The 19,116-nt window shown below is 61.9% G+C and carries 14 protein-coding genes and 1 pseudogene; 2 read left to right on the forward strand and 13 right to left on the reverse strand.

Annotated elements, in window-relative coordinates; genetic code table 11:
* Positions 1-307 precede the first annotated feature (307 nt).
* Entirely contained in the window at positions 308-1,102 is a 795-nt protein-coding gene (locus tag ROP_RS40165) for a WecB/TagA/CpsF family glycosyltransferase (protein WP_012691898.1), read from the forward strand.
* Here the strand turns inward: ROP_RS40165 and ROP_RS40170 are convergent.
* The 6 genes from ROP_RS40170 to ROP_RS40195 form a co-directional block, all read right to left on the reverse strand.
* Positions 1,099-2,355 (reverse strand): hypothetical protein, encoded by a 1,257-nt coding sequence (locus tag ROP_RS40170; protein ID WP_043827558.1) that lies wholly within the window; start codon positions 2,353-2,355, stop codon positions 1,099-1,101. The two genes, ROP_RS40165 and ROP_RS40170, sit on opposite strands and share 4 nt — an antisense overlap.
* A gap of 116 nt (positions 2,356-2,471) precedes the next feature.
* On the reverse strand, positions 2,472-3,266 hold the full coding sequence (locus ROP_RS40680; protein ID WP_012691900.1) for a glycosyltransferase family 2 protein: 795 nt from the start codon (positions 3,264-3,266) through the stop codon (positions 2,472-2,474).
* On the reverse strand, positions 3,263-4,453 hold the full coding sequence (locus ROP_RS42385) for a glycosyltransferase family 4 protein (RefSeq protein ID WP_148222702.1): 1,191 nt from the start codon (positions 4,451-4,453) through the stop codon (positions 3,263-3,265). Before ROP_RS42385 ends, ROP_RS40680 begins: the two co-directional genes overlap by 4 nt.
* Positions 4,410-5,612, reverse strand: coding sequence for a glycosyltransferase family 4 protein (locus ROP_RS40185; RefSeq protein ID WP_012691902.1), 1,203 nt, complete (start codon positions 5,610-5,612; stop codon positions 4,410-4,412). Before ROP_RS40185 ends, ROP_RS42385 begins: the two co-directional genes overlap by 44 nt.
* Positions 5,609-6,571: an NAD-dependent epimerase/dehydratase family protein gene (locus ROP_RS40190; RefSeq protein WP_012691903.1), complete on the reverse strand. Its 963-nt coding sequence runs from the start codon at positions 6,569-6,571 to the stop codon at positions 5,609-5,611. Before ROP_RS40190 ends, ROP_RS40185 begins: the two co-directional genes overlap by 4 nt.
* 100 nt (positions 6,572-6,671) lie before the next feature.
* Complete coding sequence (locus ROP_RS40195; RefSeq protein ID WP_012691904.1) at positions 6,672-8,192, reverse strand: sugar transferase; 1,521 nt, start codon at positions 8,190-8,192, stop codon at positions 6,672-6,674.
* Between the two features lie 306 nt (positions 8,193-8,498).
* On the opposite strand from ROP_RS40195, the gene ROP_RS40200 reads away from it, so the two are divergent.
* Entirely contained in the window at positions 8,499-9,953 is a 1,455-nt protein-coding gene (locus ROP_RS40200) for an O-antigen ligase family protein (RefSeq protein WP_043827563.1), read from the forward strand.
* Here the strand turns inward: ROP_RS40200 and ROP_RS40205 are convergent.
* The 7 genes and pseudogenes from ROP_RS40205 to ROP_RS40230 form a co-directional block, all read right to left on the reverse strand.
* The gene (locus ROP_RS40205) at positions 9,948-10,466 is read right to left on the reverse strand and encodes a DapH/DapD/GlmU-related protein (protein ID WP_012691906.1); all 519 of its coding nucleotides are present in this window, start codon (positions 10,464-10,466) and stop codon (positions 9,948-9,950) included. The two genes, ROP_RS40200 and ROP_RS40205, sit on opposite strands and share 6 nt — an antisense overlap.
* Positions 10,467-10,579: 113 nt before the next feature.
* A complete protein-coding gene (locus ROP_RS40210) occupies positions 10,580-12,688 on the reverse strand; it encodes an acyltransferase family protein (protein ID WP_148222713.1) in 2,109 nt (702 codons plus the stop codon).
* A gap of 217 nt (positions 12,689-12,905) precedes the next feature.
* A pseudogene (locus tag ROP_RS43100) lies at positions 12,906-13,063 on the reverse strand (IS3 family transposase); the annotation flags it as partial.
* Between the two features lie 488 nt (positions 13,064-13,551).
* Positions 13,552-13,827 carry a response regulator transcription factor gene (locus ROP_RS40215; RefSeq protein WP_012691909.1) on the reverse strand — a complete coding sequence of 92 codons (276 nt, stop codon included), beginning with the start codon at positions 13,825-13,827 and terminating at the stop codon, positions 13,552-13,554.
* A gap of 432 nt (positions 13,828-14,259) precedes the next feature.
* Positions 14,260-15,276: a hypothetical protein gene (locus ROP_RS40220; protein WP_012691910.1), complete on the reverse strand. Its 1,017-nt coding sequence runs from the start codon at positions 15,274-15,276 to the stop codon at positions 14,260-14,262.
* Positions 15,277-15,278: 2 nt separating this feature from the next.
* The gene (locus ROP_RS40225; RefSeq protein WP_012691911.1) at positions 15,279-16,454 is read right to left on the reverse strand and encodes a site-specific integrase; all 1,176 of its coding nucleotides are present in this window, start codon (positions 16,452-16,454) and stop codon (positions 15,279-15,281) included.
* Between the two features lie 550 nt (positions 16,455-17,004).
* Positions 17,005-18,987 carry an ABC transporter ATP-binding protein gene (locus tag ROP_RS40230; RefSeq protein ID WP_012691912.1) on the reverse strand — a complete coding sequence of 661 codons (1,983 nt, stop codon included), beginning with the start codon at positions 18,985-18,987 and terminating at the stop codon, positions 17,005-17,007.
* Positions 18,988-19,116: the final 129 nt, after the last annotated feature.

A 19,116-nucleotide genomic window follows, 5' to 3' on the forward strand; every position in this document is an offset into this window, starting at 1 on the left:
ACCGCGGTATGCGTCAGTCGAGGCGCAGATGATGTGGCACGGATCATCTATCTGATCGCTAGCCACGAGGTCGTAGATCGACTGTTCCTCTTTTGACGATTTCCCAGGTAAACTGCGCGAGCAGCGATCTGACGCTCGGACGATCCTACTTCCCTGAAGATCGAGCCGGGACGACGTAGGTCTGGTTTCGGTCGTTGCGGGCAAACCCTGACTACCGACCCACACTCGTCCCCGTCTCGCCTGAAGCTTCGACTAAAGCAGTCACTCCGGCGAGACTCAGAGTGCATTCACACGAGGACCATCGTTCATGACTACCGGTTCAATTGGCGCACGGTTCGAAAGACGTGGCGTTGGCCATATCCCTTTCAGCGTCACCACTCTTCGCAACGCGACGGAAACCATCATTGAGGCTGCAGTCAAAGGTGTCGCGATGCCGATCAGGTTGTCGAATGCCTACTGCGTCGCGCTTGCCGCGCAGGACGAGGAGTACAGGGCCGTGATGAATGGCCCGGGAGTGAACCTCCCGGACGGAACCCCTATTCCGTGGGTGATGAATTACGGGTCAGACGTCGACGTATTCGCAGGTCGGGTTCGTGGTCCCTCCCTGTTCGTCGAGGTTCTGGATATCGGTCGCCGGAGCAACGTGAGGCATTTCTTCCTCGGCGCAACCGAAGACACTTTGGCGAGTCTGGTGGAGCAGGCCTCAGCACGTTTTCCTGGGATTCAGATCGCAGGTGCCTACTCCCCTCCGTTCGCGCCGGTGACCGAGCATTTCTACGCGCAGTGCGTCAGTGAGATTCAGCGAACAGACGCACAGATCGTGTGGGTAGCTCTGGGAACGCCTAAGCAAGACGTGGTTGGTGCAACGATCGCAGAGATGGCGCAGTTGCCGACGGTTGCGGTCGGGGCGGCGTTCGATTTTCTCGCCGGTACGGTTCGGGAGGCACCAGTGTGGATCCAGAATTCGGGTACTGAGTGGCTGTTTCGTCTCGCGACGGAGCCTCGGCGCCTCTGGCGTCGGTACCTAATCGGGAACTTTCAGTTCCTGCGTGCTGCGTACTACGCACGAGGGCTTCGGAACCTTCCTGCGATCGAAATCTAGGTACGGGCGGAGGATTTGCTGTGTCCTGCGTAGGTCAGCCACCGTTCTCGAACGGACAATCGGCTGACCGCGTGGAGCAGGCACGGAACAAACTGACAGAGAGTCAGGCCTATCAGGAGGCTGATCGCTGGGGCGAGCGTACCGGCGCTACCTACCAGGACGACCGTGCAGGAAGTTACAAAAACCACGGTCAAGACGGTTGTCAGTGCTTGGAATCTTAGTCCGCGGGAGTCCGTCAGATACATCCCGGACGCTAGATGCAAGGCTTGGACTAGCACCACACCGCCCAGCAGCCAGTACAGCGCCCACGGCACATGGACTGCATTTCCTACTGCTAGTCGTGAGACGAATGGTCCCGCTACAACGAGACCCGCGAAACCGCCTAGACCGATGACTGCGCCGGTCGTGAGGCCGATGGCGAAGCGACGGGTACTGCTGTGGTGGTTTGCGCGGTCATGCGCGTACTCACCCCACAACGAGCGGCCGGCCACCTGCGCGATCGAGAATACGGGCAGGAACGCGATCATTGCTGCTGAGTACACCGCTACGTCCTCCAGCGACGCACGCCAGCTCAGAATCAACCGGCCGCCTTGGATGGCAAACGGCATCGCCAGCGCGATAACGAGCATCGGACCGGCCGATCCGAACAGCGCTGGTCGGGTCTGGACGGGTCGTCGAAGGTTCGGACGGATGCCGCGTGCGCGCAGTGACGCGATGGCCATGGCAAGCGCAAGCCACGATGCGATCGGAATGCCGATTGTCGAAATCGCAATGATACTTTGCAGATTCAACTGCAACGACGCCGCGATGACAACAAGGCCCGACAAAATCGGGGCAACACCTTGCAGCAGAATCGCCAGCGGGTTCCGCTTCAAACCGATGAGGATTGCGTATCCGATCGATGCTGGCATAGTCATCAGGAAAACCGACAGCGCGAGACAGACTCCCCAGTTCATGCCGAGAACCTGATCGACGCCGAGGATGGGGGGCCACAGCTGAAGTAGACCAATCAGATTGATGACAAGAAGGCCGATGGCACATCCGCCGAGAAGATACTTGCCCGATGCCCGAAGGATCGCGACGAACTTCTCCGCCTCGGACGGCAATCCTGCTGCTGCATTTGTGACCGCCGCCCCAAGACCGAGGTCGATGACCGGCAGAAGCAACGGCAGTGACACGACGAGGGAGAAGACCGCATATGCCTCGACGCCGTAGGTTCCAGTGATCGTGCGGGCAAGAACGATTGATGTCACGCCAGTTAGCGGCAGGATCGCGACCCGAGCGGCCGCGGAGACTACCGCTGATCGTGCAGATGGACTCCTCCAGACGCTGGTGTCTGTGTGGTTCTTGGAGTCCGATCGAACCGCGGTCACGCTCGTCTCAGGGCAGAGCCTGCGTAGCTGCGTGCTGTTCGCCCAACCGCGATTGCATGCGATGCCATTCGGTCCAACTTCGCCGAGTCACCGAGTGCGACTCCGTTCTTGACTCGCATCCTGTGCCACAAATCTTCGCGTTCGAAGAAACTGATGTCAGTGTGAACGCCGCCGACGCGGAAATCGCTCATGAATCGCACCCACACGCGCGGATTGGATTTGAGGGCAGCACGCATCGCCAGTTCTTGATCGCACGCCACGCCGAAATCGACATCAAACCCTCCGAGGCCACGGATGAACTCGAGGCTGAGGTAGGTCGCCTGATGCGGAACGAAACGGATGCCCATCTCGAAACGTCGCTGTAAGAACGGTGCCTGCACGGTCGCCCCGAAGACGTCGCCTTCCTCAGACATGTAACGGAGGCATCCGTATGCCCAGTCCCAGCCGACTGCCTGGTAGTCGGCTGCAACAAACGACAGGGTTTCCTCGTCCGTGAACCGGTCGCCGGCGTTCATGAAGACGACGACGTCGCCAGAGGCCATGCGGATGCCCTTGTTCATTGCGTCAAAGATCCCGTCATCGGGTTCGCTGACCGCAACAACACGACTGTCGCGCTGGCGGTAGTTGTCGATGAACTCTGCGCTACCGTCACTGGAACCGCCGTCAACGATGACATGCTCGTAGGTGCAGTCACGTTGGTTGGTCAAACTTTCCGTTGTCTCGACCAGGCCGTCGTGATCGTTGTAGTTGACGGTGATTACGCTGAGAACAGGAGATGTCGTCGCACTCACTTTGTTTTCCCTCCGGCGACCGTTTTGGTCGGCTGATTGCCCGCTTGGGGTGACGGCGTGATTTTGTCAGCTGAACCACTTACTGCCAGATGCAGCAGCTCAGCGGCCGATTCGATCGTGAAGCGGTTGAGCCAGGCTTGCACTTCCGCCGTTCGTGCGAACGATGCCTTCCTGATCGCTGCTGAGAAGGACGGCACCGAATCGTCCGAGATCAGCTGCCCGGTAACTCCGGGTATGCATGCATCGGCAGCCCCGAGGCAGCGTGAACTGACTACCACGGGGATTCCTGCCGATGCGGCCTCGATCAGAACGTTGCCGAAACCTTCGATTGGCGATGGAACGACGAGCACCGATCCCGGTTCGCAGTGCTTGTGCCATTGGTCGACCCATCCGTGGAAGTTCACGGGGAATGGGTGGTTCGCCGCCATTGCGCTCAGCTGTGGCCGGAGGTCCCCGTCACCGATGAAGTCGACGACAACTGGCTCTCCCCAGGATGAGGTGAGGTGCGCGGCGATATCGAGGACGAGTTCGGGACGCTTTGGGGCGAGGATTCGGCCTACGAAGACCAGTCTCAACGGCGCGTTCGGTGGCCGCTTGTAATAGTCCGGCTCTTGCGACGGCGCGTCGAACGCGACGGGGTTAGGTACCACCCACATTTTCTTGTTATCGAGGTGGTAGGCGGTCGTCATTTCCGCTGCGACCGCGTGAGACGGAGCAATCCAGCCGTCTGCATACCGATAGAGCAACCGCGCTAGCCGCTGCTGACCGCGCATGTTCACCCCGTATTCGGCTCGCCGATGGCTGTGTAGCGTGTGCTCACTGATGATGATGCGCGGACGTGACTGGCGCATGAGGGACGCGGCGAGTAGGCATAGAAGGTTCGAGAAGGTCAGGAGGGATACAACGGTGTCGTAGCGACCGGTCTCGAAGGTCGCCTTCAAAGCGCGAACAGCGGCGATTACGCCCGACTTCGGTGGCGTGAGCGGCACGAGATTAAATCCCGTCACCGGGGCAGACGGGACGCGGTGCGTGGTGATCACGTCTACCCGGTGGTCACGATGTCCGAGGGCCTCTGCCCACTTTCTAGCCACTACTTCCGCGCCGCCACCTTCGATCGCAGGGACCACGATCGCTATGCGCTGGTTATTCATTGTCGGTGCTGTTAGGCGCTCGTAGGGGTCCGTCATCCGGTACGGCGAGTAGTCGGCTGACGGCCACCGGTGCTGATCTGTCGGCTACCGCGTTGGCGCACTGTTGGGGGTCGAAGTTGGCGGCCAGCAGCACGGCGCTGGCCAGCTCTCGTGGCTCGCGGGCGGCGACGCGTACGCCGTTTCCGAACTCCGAGTCAAGGACGTGGTCCGGATCGGCACCGTTCGTCGCCACGACCGGCAAGCCGACTGCCCCCGCCTCGGCCATGACCCGTGGGGAGCCTTCGTAGTGCGATGTCATCAACATGACGGTCGAGTCGGCCATTATGCGTGCCACCTCGGCTCGCGACAGAGCTCCGGCGAAGACCACGTGAGCGGCGATATCCTTGTCGTTGGCCTGACTGGCGATCGTGGACCGAAGGCTCCCCTCCCCCACGAACACCATCTGCGCATTCGGGTATCGCTTGTGCACCTCGGCGAACGTCGCCAGGGCGAGCGACGGATCCTTCTGCGATTCAAGACGACCAACGAAGACGACCTTGAGCGGGTCGCTACTTTTCCACTGCTTGCGTTTGAGAGTGAAGACGGCAGGATCGAACCATGTCTTTGCCACTGTGAGTCGCGGATACATTTCTTTGATGCGTGCGCTGTCGCTCTGATTGAACAGAACGACCTGATCGGCGCGCCGGAACACGACCTTTTCACAGGCTCGATAGAGGAATCCGAGATACTTCCACAGCGAGTCCGAGTTGCCACCAGTGAGTCCGGTGGAGTCGTTGTGAATGAACTGAACAAGGCGCTTCGGGCGTACGACTGCGGAAACCACAACCCCGGTTTCGATACGGTGGGTCTGCAGTACCCCACGAGGTATCTGTTTCCGGAAGCGCACCAACCCCCACGCCAAGCGGACGGAATGCGGAATCCGCAGGAATCGCGCTTCTCTCGTACGAGAGAAGCGAGCAACCGGCAAGAAGGGCACCGATTCATCCGCTACTTGCGCACTGCACCACTGACCGAGCTGCGCCGAGTCGGACTCGGTGACACCGACGATCGCAAGGCTGGACGTTTCCGAGTACTTGACGAGGTCGTGGATGCACGTGTCGGTACCCCCGGGAACGAGTCGTTCCGGGTCGATCTGGTCGATGATGATCCGCGCGGCATCAAGCGCGTCGACGCTCTTCAGGTTGTATGTGCTCATGTGAGGGGACCTTCGCCGAATACGTCTCGCGCCCACTGGTACTGCTTTTCCAGTCCATCGTCGATTGGAACAATCGGCGACCAACCCAATTCACTGGAGATTTTCGCGGTCGAGCCGCCTGTTCGGAAGACGTCTCCGGCGACCGTACCGCCCGACGAGATCTCGACCGGCCTCTTCGTGATGTCGCCGATGATCTTGATCGTTTCGTTCAGCGAAACGCTCGATCCGCCCGCGACGTTGTACACCGAAGCCGGCGGTACGTCACTGAATGCCGCTGCGATGTTCGCCTCGACGATGTCGTCGATGTAGGTGAAGTCGCGAATTTGGTCACCGGTTCCGTACACCTCGATACTGTCGCCTTGCAGAACTGCTCGGAAGAACCGAGTGAATGCCATGTCAGGACGCTGACCGGGACCGTAGACGGTGAAGTACCGGAGCGACACTGTCGGAATACCGAAGTTTTCGCCGTAGAGCGAGCAAAGGTGCTCAGCGGCGAGCTTTGTGACTCCGTACGGACTCAACGGTCGAGGAGTGTCCGATTCCACCGTCGGGTATTGCAGTGCGTTGCCGTACACCGATGACGATGAGGCGTAGACAAGTTTCTTGATCCGAGAACCATCAGTCTTCACTGCTTCGAGGAGACGCTGCGTGGCTTGCACATTGTCCAACGCGTAGAGGTCGAACTCACTGCCCCACGACTTCCGCACACCCGGCTGCCCAGCCTGATGGAACACGAACTCCACCCCACGGAGCAGATCAGACAACTCCAGCGTGTTGAGGTCACCCTCTACAAACTCGAAGCGACTCTTTGGGATCGACGCCAGATTACTCTTCTTGAGATCAGGGTCGTAGTAGTCCGTAAGTGAGTCGACGCCACGGACCTCAATCCCTTCACTGATGAGACGACGCGCAAGCGTACTGCCGATGAACCCGGCTACTCCGGTAATTAGTGCAACCATTGTTGACCTCTCCTAGCACGGTCCAGCAGAAGCGGCCGAACTTTGACAAACTGCACGATCAATCACAGACGGTAGGTCTGCTCCTTGAATGGGGGCTTAGCTAGTACGCTCCTCGCCCCCCCGCGATGGCCTTAACCGTCTTCGCGATGATCAGACCGTCCCCCACCATGGACCAGTTTTCTACATACGACAGGTCAAGACGCACACTGTCTTCCCACGACAAATCGGATCTTCCGCTCACCTGCCACAAACCTGTGATGCCCGGCTTCACCAACAGGCGACGACGCACCGTACCGTCGTACGACTCAACCTCTCTGCGGAGCGGCGGCCGAGGACCGACCACACTCATCTCACGCCGTAGGACGTTGAGGAACTGAGGCAATTCGTCGAGGCTGTACTTGCGAAGGAACCGGCCCACCCGAGTCACCCGGGGATCCTCGTGCAGTTTGAAGAGCAGGCCAGCGCCATCATTTGACGACATGAGACGTGACACGTGCTTGTCGGCACCAACGACCATGCTGCGGAACTTGAGCATGCTGAATGGAGTGCCATCAAGACCCATTCGCTCTGACCGATACAAGACCGGGCCAGGACTGCTGAATTTGATCGCAAGGGCGATAGCCAGCATGACCGGACAGACCACGATGAGTGCCACTGTCGCGAACAGGAGGTCAAATGACGTCTTCGAGAAGCGTTGAGCGCCTCGGTATTGTGGCTTCTCTATGTGAATCAAAGGAAGGCCAGCGACAGGCCTCATGGACAGTCGCGGCCCGGACACGTCCATCATCCCTGGGGCGACTACAAGGTCGACGCGATGGGGCTCGAGTGACCAGGCAAGAGCGCGCAGACCGTCGTCGCCAAGATGTTCGGTCGCCGTGACAGCAACGGTATCAGCGTGGCACACCTCCAACGCCCTGACGATGTTGCACTCGTCCCCGAAGATCGGTAGTGCCTGCCCCGCGACATCGACTGCTGCCGGCAACTTTCCCGTGTATCCAGGGATGCATACACCTACGACCCGGTATCCGTCCGCGGTACCACGCGCAAAAGACGCCACAAGGTTGCGGACTGAGCGCTCGTTGCCGACCACCAGAACCGATGTTTGATACTCGCCCCTTGCACGCTTGCTCGCGACTACCTGCCGCCACATCCACCGGCCGACGATGAGCCCTGCAAGTCCCACAGGGAAGGCGATGGCCAGGTAGAGGCGCGCGAGGTCTAGGCGGAACAGCAAAGCCATGATTGCAATGAACCCGAAGAGCCGAACTGTGGATTCAAAGATCCTGCGGTACTCGTCGGGCCCGCTGCCAACCACCCTGACGCTCCGCGTCCGGAAGATCACCAGTGCGATGAGCCACGCGAAGATCAAAAGTGCAGAAATAAATGTGTAACTCAAATTATCAAACAACTCGGAACTATGCAGGATCCCATTATCACCGAAGCGAATCCATTGCGCGAGACACACAGCGGCAACGATGACCAGCGCGTCGGTGGCCGCCAAGCACCGACGGTACTTCGATTGCCAATCCTCTCGGCCGCCAGTCCTTCTCGGAAGCGCCGAACCTTCCGCCCCACCGTTGACCGTCAGTGTTGGCTCGACAGAGAAGTCGAACGCGGTCACCTCACACCCTCCAGCTGGTATTTCGGAGCGGCTAGCGTGTCCGATGACTTCGTGGTGATGGTTACAGACCGGTCCCCCGTTTTACTGCCGCGCGGTTGATAATCGCACCTTCAACCAGTTTGTTACAACGATGTGAGTGGTGTCACAACGACATTCAGTCCACCGACTACCGCCGCGCCACAAGTGATTCACAAGTAGATCGTTCGACATTTTCCCGCATGCCGATGATCTGGTCTATCTACTGCGTGAATGACAGCGGCCATTTCCAATGCGGTCCGCTCCATCCAGCACACGTATGGTTAACCGGTGCTCATCGCTGTGTTGGCGGCAGTCTCCGTCATTGCGCTCTTCGTCGTGGCCCGCCAACTCCGGCAACGCCACCTCATCTGGGATGCCGGAACGGTGTTCATCCTGGTACTCGGGTGGGCAGCACTAATCCCTGTCGTCCTGAACAAATTGAGCGACGGCGTGATGCACTCGTGGAACTACTGGGGTGAGCTGGTCGAGGTCCCTATCCCCGTCGACCCCCGGGTACAGTCCGCCCTTCAGTACGTGATCATCGGGGCTTCGCTGCTCCTATTGTGGCGCTCTGTCCGGGACGCCGATACATGGCGAATCTCCCTATTCGGGATCGCGGTCATGGGCACCTCGTTCGTCGCGATGGCGGTCGACACGTCCGCCTACGACAGCATCATCAAGGGACAGCCGATGGTTCTCCTGGTCGTCCTCGTCGCAGCCAGTTTCGCCACCCCATCCCGCGAAGGGGCAATCACAGGCGGTGCACTCTTTACTATCAGCGTCTGCGCAACTGGAGCCTTCCTCGGGCTGTATGCGCCCGACAAGGTGTTCATGCCGTGCACGGACAAATGCAGCTTGGCTGGCGAGCTCTATATGGCCGCGACCCCCCACAGCAACACTCTCGGCCTCATCACCGCGATCGGCATCCCATTCGTGTGGCTGGCATTCAAAGGGCCTATCCGGTTCTGGATGCTGGTCTACATAGGTGCCAACCTTGTCGTTACCGGAAGTCGCACGTCGATGTTCGCCGCGGCCGCAACCCTCGTCGTGCTCGCCCTGACTAATCCAACCCACACGGGCGGGAGCATTGTCGGTCGCCATCGAGCATTTCTCACGCTCGGCGTGGTCACATCGACCGCAGTCGCGATGATCCTGCCGTTCACTGGACAGTCCGACTCCTTCGCAACCGGGCGAGGATACCTGTGGCGAATCGCTGTCGAGCAGTTCGAGCACACACCATTCTTCGGCGCCGGACTGACCGCGTGGGACCGCTTCTACGAGGCGGGCGAGTTCGGCGCTGCGGCCGCGTACTCGACCCACAACCAGTGGCTCGAGTTGCTTCTGCTCGCAGGTGTGGCCGGAGCGGTCGTCTTCGCGCTCGGGTGGGCCATCCTGGTCTTCGGAGGCGACGAAAGTCGAAAGTTCACCGTCCTCCCGGTCTTGCTCACCGTGGCCTTGCTGAGCTCAACCGAGCGCCCGTTGTCGATCGGCCTGATCAACACGATGACGTGGGTGCTCGTCGCACTCGTCGCGTTGTCTAGCGAGGGACGTCAAGGTCAGGGCCGGCAAGCGACGGCGGCGACGCCCAGCTCCAACCGGTCATACCGGTTTATGCCAGCACACGGCCCGTCACAATCCCGCACACCTGATGCGGGTCGAACGTCCACGCCTGCCGCAAGCAGGCTTACCACGGCGGTCGCAATGCCCGGTGAAGTGGCAATTGCTCCAACCGTGCACTTATAGCGCCTTTTTCCACTCCGCGGGAACTCCCGCGTACAGGCTGTTCGGCTTGCAATCGCGGGTGACGACACTGCCTGCAGCGATGACGCAACCCTCGCCAATGCTGACACCAGGCATGATGACGGAGCGGGCACCGATCCACGCGCCGTCGCCGACACGAATCGGTGCGGCCTTTGCGGTGCCGGCGCGTCGGGCGGAATCGCCGTCTTCGTGCGTGCACGTGGCGAACACGACCTCATAGCCGATGTCCACCCTCTCGCCGATGGTCGTGGGAGCGCCAAGGTCGAAGAAACACCCGTAGTTGATGAACGACCCAGCGCCGATCGTCAGTCCGGAGTTGCTTCCATAGAAGCCTCGGGGATTGATCCAAGCGGTCGGGTGAATGTCGTGGCCGGCGGCCCGAAGAATTCGACGGCGAAGTTGGGCGGGTACGCCATACCCGGCGGCCAGTCGGTTGAGGACGATGTCTCGACGTGCAGGACCTAAGTCCCGGCCGATGCTCTTGAGGATTCCCATCAGAGAACTATGCAGGATGCCCCGTCCTGTCGATACATGTAGATCGTCCGAATGACCCCGGAGAAGCACAAAAGATGGGTGCCGACCAATGCTCGCCGGCGGGAAGGGTCTGCCTATTCCAACGCGTCCAGCAGCGCTTCTGCAAACGCGGGAGAAATAAGGTCTGCATATGCAGGTGTCATATGTTTGGCATCCATTTTGGCAGGCGTCGTACCTACAAAGCTCGGGCAGTAGTCCTCTGGCGTGCAGAACCATTTCCGCGAATCCAGGAAGGTTCCGTTAAGAGAATCGGCAAGGTACTGCTCGGTTGTGAAGCGTTCAAACCAAGTGCCAGTGACTCGACTAATACAGTCGGCCGGACTGTTGACACGGTTGTAGCACTCGCCGATGTTTACGTCGTCCGGAGGCGATGAGAGGAATACGATCTTTCCGACGTTGCCAGCGAACTGATCTGTCATTCGGGTAATGCCGGCGGCCCATTTGTCGTTTGCTCCATCGCTGTAGGAGTTCGCGATCACGACTACTTCCGGGCGAATTTCATTCAGCGAACGGATCGCCGAAGCCTTTCGCGTGGGGCACGCCGCGCCGATCTCGTCATCAGCTGCGCGGAGTTCGAGATCAACAAACGGACATCCGAACATCGCCTCAGAACGAACGCTCCACTGACCATTACTTTTTTCCGCGAACTTGCGCAGGGGCTCCACATACGTCATTGCTACTGAATCTCCGAGGACGAAGATGCTCCGTGGCGCCAAGGGGTTACCCCATATGCAGGCGGTGGTTTCGGGACGATCAACTAGGCCACACGGCACGATGTCAGGTGGTGCCTGGCGGCCCTTGATAACAGCATCCATGGATGGGTTCAGCTCCGGCCAGGAAGTTGCCTGGACCGCTGAAGCGATCGACTGGGCGAGTTTCGATTGCTCCGGACCGACCACCTTTCCAGTGACGGCTGCAATTGCCGGGGCCGCTGTCCTGACCGGTGGCGCGGTTGCCGGGGAGACCGGCGCGAGGGTGAACGCGACAAGCCCGGCTGTGATGAGCGCTAGTGCCACGATGCCACGTGTCTGATTGGATTCACTCATCCGCAGAGTCGGCAATCGCCAGCGGGATTTGGCGAGTAGGTTTCGTTCCTGCTTCTCTTTGCGGGTGGCGAGCCAGTTCGAGTTCCGAATTGGATTTTCAAAGAAGTGGTACGACGCGATAGAGATACCGAACATCAGTAACAACGCAGCCGCGAAATAGTGGTTATTTCGATCGGCTAGAGATGCCAACAGGATAATAATAGGCCAGTGCCATAGGTAGAGCGAGTATGAGATGTCACCAATGTAAGTACTTCCCCGGTTGGTCAGGATCTGCAGATGTTTCTGATCACCTGACACGCCGGCCGCGATTACCAGGGCGGCGCCCAGCACAGGCACAGCCGCCCATGGTGCAGGGAACCCTCCGCCTGTTTCGGTGATTGCGAACGCACCCGCACCGATCGCGATCAACCCAGTCCAGGCGATATACGGGCGTGCCCAGTCGGGGATGCGCTCGAAGTAACCGATCGAGATCGCGAGGAGCGCACCGACTCCCAGCTCCCAGACGCGGGCGAGGGTAGAGAAGTAGGCCCAGGTTGGGCTGCCTTCTGTGTTCAGTACCGAGTACCAAAAGGATACGAGGACAGCGGTTCCCATCACCGCGGCGGCGAGGACGAGCCGCGCTCTCACCGACCAGGACTTTCGCATGACAACAATCCCGGTCGCGAGGATTACCGCCGGCCAGACGAAATAGAACTGCTCTTCAACAGACAGGGACCAATAGTGCTGGAGCGGCGACACAGGTCCGGCAGAGTTGAAGTAGTCGGTGCCTTCGATTCCGAATCGCCAGTTGGACACGAAGAAGAACGCGGCGACTGCATCGAGGACAGTCGACTTGAATCTTGCTCCGGTGTAGATGAAGTACGAGGCGACGATCGTCGCGAACAGCACCAGGGTGGCTATGGGGACGATGCGGCGAATCCGGCGGCGATAGAAGTTGGAGAAGGAGATTTTGCCAGTTTTCTCGAAAGTGTGCAGAAGTGATCCGGTGATGAGGAATCCGGAGATGACGAAGAACACGTCAACGCCGATGAAGCCGCCTCGTGGCCAGTGAAACAGATGCGAGAGCACGACGAGCATGACCGCGACCATGCGCAGACCTTGGATGTCGAGACGTTGCTTCGGTTTGGCCTCCCCCATCCCTCGGCGGCGAGCGCCCCGCCTGGATCCCGGAAGCAGTGAAGTGACCACGATCGACCCCTAGATGACTGAGGCCCGCGAGAGAGTTTGCGGGACGGGAAGAATATAGTCGGCGTCCTGCTAACCTGCCGGTTACGGTCCCCTGGAATCCGTCCTAGTCATTCACGTAAATGACTCCGCACAAAGTTGCTCATGCCGCACCGTTTGCGACCGGTACCCTCCCGTACCACGGCCACATCACGTAGGCGTCGTGGTAGACACCCTTGGTTGGACCGGGGAGCTTCATGATGTCCCAGGTATAGACACCTGCCGCGGCACTTCGGCCACCACTTCTGGGCATACCCGCGCGGGATGCCGAGCCTGCCGGCGATGCTCGGTCGACGAGAAGTTGGGCGTAGGCACACTGAACCTCACGAACCCGCGCTGCTGACCTGACCCCCGTGCCGACGAACTCGCCCGGCGCCGTATATCACTATTCAAGTTCGACCGTTAGAGTCTTTTGGATGCAAAACCCAACCCGCGTACATCGAGCACGCCAGATCGGGAAGCCGTCGCGTGGACGCTGACAGCGCCGGTGCGGTCCCTGGTGGCGTCCAGACCGAGGATCTCCTCACCCGAGCGGTGATCGAGGCCCTCAAGGCTGGCAAATCGTGGGCGCACATCGCTACCCAACTCGGGGTTCCACCCCCTTCTACCTGCGATCATGTCGCGACCGATCGGGACTGGCAGGAGGCAATCGTCGATCACGAGAATGCCCGGGCAGCACGGGCTTGACCCGGCTTGGCCCCCAGGCGAGGCCTCGGGAAAGGCGTCGAGCACCGCGCCATCGTCGGATGCCGGTTGAAGACTGCTGCACCTGGGTGTCAGAGCTCGTCGAGAGAAACCAACCCGTCCTGCAGCGCCCGCACTAACAATCCGGACTTGTCGGCCACAGGGCGTCCGACGGCGGCATACTTCGCTCGGATCCGGGTCAGGTGGGTTTGGATCGTGCCCAAACTGATCCCCAGCTCGGACGCGGCAACATTCCTCGATTCGCTGCGCAGCCACAAACGAAGAATTTCCAGCTCGCGAGGCGACAGCGCCGGCCGCCGCGGCGGTCCCGCGATGGAGTCCGGCACGGGTCCTGGACCGGAACTCATTTGCGATCTCACCTTCTCGAGCTATAGCGACTACGTCCGGACGAAACACTGCTCCGTTCGGAGCATGAGCCATACTTGGGGACAATACGATCCGGCGGCGACAACAAGCACGTTGTTACCGCGGTAAACAAACCGTACCTGAAGCCGGTTTCTGGACGTGTGTCGTCGCAGACGAGGCCGGCCGATGGCGTGTGGTCGCGGAGCCACCACTCGGCGATACCCGCGGATTGTGTCGCGCGGTCAGCGTTGCTCAGTTTCAGCTGAAACAGCAGTACACCAGTGGCCGGGGGGTGGCATCGGCGTTCCGATCGGTAGAAAGCAGCTGTCGTCGTAGAACCGCTCGTTGAGCGCCATGCGGGGCCGTCCGTTCGAGTCAGTTCCTCCGGGCCGTCGAGACCAGGATATCGATCGGGCTGAGCTCGGCCGGGGCGCTCAGGGCACGTCGTTGAGGATGCCGTCCAGCTCGGCCAACAGTTGGTCGGCGCGGTCTTCGATGTCGTCGAGGAGGTCGGTGACGTTCGTCAGGTCGTGGTGGGCGCTGCGGCGGGCCGCGGTTCCCCGTTCGTAGTAGTGCGGGTCGAGGACACGTCCGTCGTCGATCGGATACCGGTCGGGCGACTCGGCCTGCCGCGGCCGCGGACGTGGTTTCGGCGGCGGAAGGATGTGTGCGGGTGCGGTTCCGGCCAGGTGGGCGTGGACGATCGCGGTGATGGCACGTGCGGTGGGCGGGGCCGGGTCGAGCGGGGTGTGGCCCCAGCGGTTGATCGAGGTCAGCAGCGGTCGGTCGTCGGCGCGGTAGCCGGCGTCGAAGCCGGTGAGGTCGCGGCCGGCTTTGACGTGTTTCGCGATTGTGGTGGTGGCGTGGTTCCGGTCGAGAAATCCCAGGACCTCGATCCAGTCCCGGTAGATCGCCGCCAGAGGGATCTCCGGTGACTCGGGCAGATCGATCCGGTCGCCGTCGATGCACAGTTGGAGGGGTGCACCGCGGTCGCCGGTTGCGGTGAGATCGCGGCGGCGGAGCCGGGCGAGCTGCTCGAACCCCACGCCCGCGGCGGCCAGTGCCAGGATGAACCGGTCGCGACGGCCGAAGAAGCCGGCCGGCCACCCGGCGGTAGGGATGTTCGGGATCCGCTCGGCGACGACAGCCGATACGCGGTGCAGGCGAGCGGCTCTGGTGGTGTTGAGGGCGCGGCGGATCGCCTCGTCGGTGCCGGGTGCCGGGTGTCCCTGCCTTCGGTGGACGGTGTTGATGACGCTGACCCGGCGGCGTTGGGTGGCCAGGGCGGCGGGGTTCTCGCACAGGAAACGGGCCAGCTGCTGCGGCGTGGCGGGAGTCTGAGGTTGGTCGGTCGCGGCACACCAGTCGGCGAACAGGGCCCAGACGTGCCGGTCCCGGGCGGACAGACGCGGCGTGGGTGCGGTGCCGGTGCCGGGTGTGGTGGCGTACACGCCTACAGCCCGAGGATGGTGACGGCGTTCCCGACCAGCGGAGTACGTTCCCGCGCATACGCTTCCACCATTTCCGGGGTGGTATGTCCGGTCTGACGCATGATCGCGTGGGCGTCGGCGCCGTTGCGGAAGGCCTGGGTGACGAAACCGGCCCGCAGCGAGTGCCCGCCGAGCTGCGTGACCTGGTCCGGGTCGTAGCCAGCCTGTGCGGCGCGGCGTCGGATCGCCTTGTGCACCGCCGCCCCGGACAGCGCGGTGTCGGAGAGGTTGCCGTTCTTGCGGATCGACCTGAACAGCGGCACCCGCGCCGCGATGCGCGGACTAGCGCCGCGGCACACGTGGGTCTCGAACGGTTCCGCGGTGGTCAGCAGCCGGATCACCCCGGGGCGGCCGCGAGTATCGAACGCGGCCACGACCTGCGCCCACCGCACGTACGCGCACGGCGGGCAGCTGTCGTGGCGGTCGGTGATCGGCAGCGCCCGCACCGTCCCGTCGCCTTCCTGGTCGGTCTTCGACCGGCGCAGACGCACGTGCACACCGTCGTGCCGGTGCACGCGCACGTCGCCGCCGTCCAGGCCGACGAGTTCACTGCGGCGGAACGCACCGGCGAACCCCATCAGAATCAGTGCGCTGTCGCGGCGTTCGAGGACCGCATCCGCCCAGCCGTCCACCGCGTTCCGGGCGGCGGCGACGATGGTGACGATGTCCGCCGTCAGCAGGGCGGCCCGCGGGTTGCGGGGCCGGTCCCCCACCGCGGCGTAGTCGCGGCGGATCCCGGACAACGTGGCCCGGACGATCTCCTGCCCGGTCGGCGACTCGTGGCCGGCGCGGGAATGGTGGTGGGCGATCGCGGCCACCCACTTGGTCAAGGTCGCCGGCGCATACACCCGGACGCCGTCCGGGCCGATGGTGTCGGCGGCATCGACCAGGTAGGCGGCCACCGTCGCCGAGTGCGCCGGCAACGGAGCATGCCCCTGCGTGGCGCACCAGTGCGTGAACCGCCGCCACGCCGAGGCGTAGGTGCGGCGGGTGCCCTCGGACCGGGACTCGGCCATCGACCGCCCGATCCGCCCGACCACCGCCTCCGACAAATCCGGAAACACCGCCGGGTCGCCGGTAACAGCAGCCGCGGGCAGCTCGCGGGGGCGTAGGCCCTGGTCGATCGTCATGCCGAGCATGTTATCGGCACCCTCCGACACGGCTTCGCCGCGAAAAACGCGCTGAGGTGCGGTTTTCGGGGAGACGGTGCGGGAAGCGGAATTCTCGTCGCCAACCGCGCATAAACAGGAAGTGAAACGGGCGCAGGACGTCGAGGGTGCCCCTAAGTGGTGTGTGTAGGTTCTCGCGGCCTCGTGTCACTTTCCAAATTTCGTGTCACTGCCGTGTCAGTTTCTCAATTTCATGTCAGTTGGCCAGCCATTGCTTCAACGTTTCCCCAGCTCACGGCCACTCGCTTGGCGCGCACTCCGTCCGGGACGCCGAAGATTCTGACAAGAAGATGAGAATCTGTCGTGGACAGGACTCTGGAAACCCGCAGTTCAGGACTACACGTGACTGACATATTCGGCGGAAACCTACATGTGTGTAGGTTCTCAAGTTCGGTGTCAGTCACTCGGTGTCGAACGTAGCCCGGTGAGGGTGAGGCGCAGGTGATCCGCCAACGCAAGTTCGTGTCGAGACCGACGTAGAGCAGCCGCAGAGTTGATGGTCGCTTGAAGTGTTGTCACACTACAACGAACCATTGCACTGAGATGTCCAAGGTTCACTCTTAAGCATGGCTGCAAACGGTCCATTGCTCGCTGAGAGATCGATGTAGGTACCGTCTTCGACGATTTGGCCGTCGTGGAGCACGACGATGCGGTCCATAGTGCTCAGAGTGCTGAGCCGGTGTGCCACGACGAGCATCGTTACGTCGTCAAAACCGTCGATAGCGCGCTGAACGATGGCTTGCGACGGCCCATCGAGGGCGGAGGTGGGCTCGTCGAGCAGCATGATCGATGGCGTGTGGAGGAGTGCGCGGGCGATGCACAAACGTTGCTGTTGCCCGCCGGAGAGGTTCTCGCCCTTTTGAGCGACGTTGGCCTCGTAGCCACCGTCGATCCGCTGGATGTCGTGGTAGATGTTGGCCCTAAGGCAGGCTGTGTCGAGGTCCGTGTCGGTGATCCCGGGCCGGCCCATCACGAGGTTGTCACGGATCGTGCCGGGGAACAGGGTCGGCCTCTGCCCGACGTAGCCGATATTCTCGGTCATGTAGGTGCGGTCGATGCTGCACAGGTCGCGGCCATTGATGGTGATTGATCCGGTGTAGTGGTGGTGGAGCCGCTCAAGGAGGTCGAGGATGGTGGACTTGCCGCTGCCGCTGGCGCCGACTAGCCCGACTCGCTGGCCGAGGGGCACCCGCAGGGTTACCCCGCGCAAGATCTGCCGCGCCGATGCAGCACTATCCCGCGGGTCGTCCCTCACATGATGGTCGTCGATCTGCTGGTAGCTGAAGGAGACGTTGTCGAGGGTCACCGCCGACACGTGTGACAGGTCGGCGACCGGGGTGCCGCTGCCGGTGCGCCGCCGTAGCCCATGGTCCTCGTCGGTGTCGGGCGCGGGTGATACGTCGGCGCGCTTGAAGGACGGGTCGATGGGGCCGGCGAGGTCATCGAGGAGGTCGCGGGCCTGGAGGGCGGCCTCGGAACTCTCGTCGATCACGCGGTGGAGTTCGTTGAGGGGCCTGGTGAGGGCGGCGTAGAGGAGGATGACACTGGCAAGGTCACCGGGAGTATCGGCGAGGTCGAACTGGATAGCAACGACGACCGTGACGACGAGCCAGAGGACTTCGTTGGCGGCCTTGCCGCAGTCGAAGAGGCTCATGACGATGTGGTGACGCAGCTCTGTGCGTCGGAGGTCCTGGACTTCGGCGCTGACACGGTTGTCGAAGTACGACTCGGTGCCACTGGTGCGGATGACCTTGAGCATGGTCAGGCATGAGGTGACCCAGCCGTCGATGCGCTCCTTGGTGTTTTTGAGCGAGACACGGATGCCGTTCTGAGAAGCGATCTGCCAGGCGACGAGGCCGAACCCGGTCGGGATGACCACGGACATGAGTAGACCGAGGAGGCCGTGACGGGCGGTGGCGATGCCGATGGCGAAGACCGCGATGAGGACGGCGGGCAGCAGGTCCGCGGACCCGAGCTTGATCAGTCGCACTGCGCCCTCTACTGACCGGTTTGCGCGGCCGTAAATGGCGCCGTCGGTGCCGGTATGGAAGCGCTGCAGGGGCCAGCGGATGAGGTGGCCGTAGATCTTGGTGCGTGCTCCGGCCTCGAAGCTCGTTGTCACGGCGTGGACCTTCTGGTGTCGGACCACGTTCATCAGGCTGATCAGCGTGTAGGCGATGAACAAGGTAATCAGCGGCCAGAGGGCCTGGCCGAGGCCTACGAGCTCGCCGTCGTCATAGACGGCGTCGACGAACATACCGACGATGACGGGGATGCTGGCCGTGGCGAGGCTGGCGATCGCGGTCGCCAGTACTGCCTGCAGGAGCCGGCGACGATCCGGTACCGGGAGATGCGCGACGAGCTGCCGCCACATCGTGACCGCGGCGCTGACGGGCGCGACGGCGGCCCTGAGCCGACGTCGCCTGCCACGAACGTCGCCACCGGGCGACGCTGGCACGATCGTGTCGCAGTCCTGGGGCATGAGCTGCTGAGTCGAAGTCATCGGTTGGTCGCCTTTCGCATAGCGGTGGTCGTGACCCGCCGGCCCGTCTGGCGCAGGGCACGGCGCCTAAGTGCTCGCGGTCGTGGAGTCGCATCGCCGATGCCGTCCCGAGCGGGGTCGACGCCCCCG

It is taken from the genome of Rhodococcus opacus B4 (assembly GCF_000010805.1).
GTDB classification, from domain to species: Bacteria; Actinomycetota; Actinomycetes; order Mycobacteriales; family Mycobacteriaceae; genus Rhodococcus_F; species Rhodococcus_F opacus_C.

What these genes read in the sequence shown, in the direction of transcription:
- ROP_RS40205 (WP_012691906.1), bottom strand. Translation starts at nt 10,466, where the DNA reads ATGGGAATCCTCAAGAGCATCGGCCGGGACTTAGGTCCTGCACGTCGA.
- ROP_RS42385 (WP_148222702.1), bottom strand. Translation starts at nt 4,453, where the DNA reads ATGACGGACCCCTACGAGCGCCTAACAGCACCGACAATGAATAACCAG.
- ROP_RS40185 (WP_012691902.1), bottom strand. Translation starts at nt 5,612, where the DNA reads ATGAGCACATACAACCTGAAGAGCGTCGACGCGCTTGATGCCGCGCGG.
- ROP_RS40190 (WP_012691903.1), bottom strand. Translation starts at nt 6,571, where the DNA reads ATGGTTGCACTAATTACCGGAGTAGCCGGGTTCATCGGCAGTACGCTT.
- ROP_RS40230 (WP_012691912.1), bottom strand. Translation starts at nt 18,987, where the DNA reads ATGACTTCGACTCAGCAGCTCATGCCCCAGGACTGCGACACGATCGTG.
- ROP_RS40165 (WP_012691898.1), top strand. Translation starts at nt 308, where the DNA reads ATGACTACCGGTTCAATTGGCGCACGGTTCGAAAGACGTGGCGTTGGC.
- ROP_RS40215 (WP_012691909.1), bottom strand. Translation starts at nt 13,827, where the DNA reads ATGAGTTCCGGTCCAGGACCCGTGCCGGACTCCATCGCGGGACCGCCG.
- ROP_RS40225 (WP_012691911.1), bottom strand. Translation starts at nt 16,454, where the DNA reads ATGCTCGGCATGACGATCGACCAGGGCCTACGCCCCCGCGAGCTGCCC.
- ROP_RS40210 (WP_148222713.1), bottom strand. Translation starts at nt 12,688, where the DNA reads ATGGGGGAGGCCAAACCGAAGCAACGTCTCGACATCCAAGGTCTGCGC.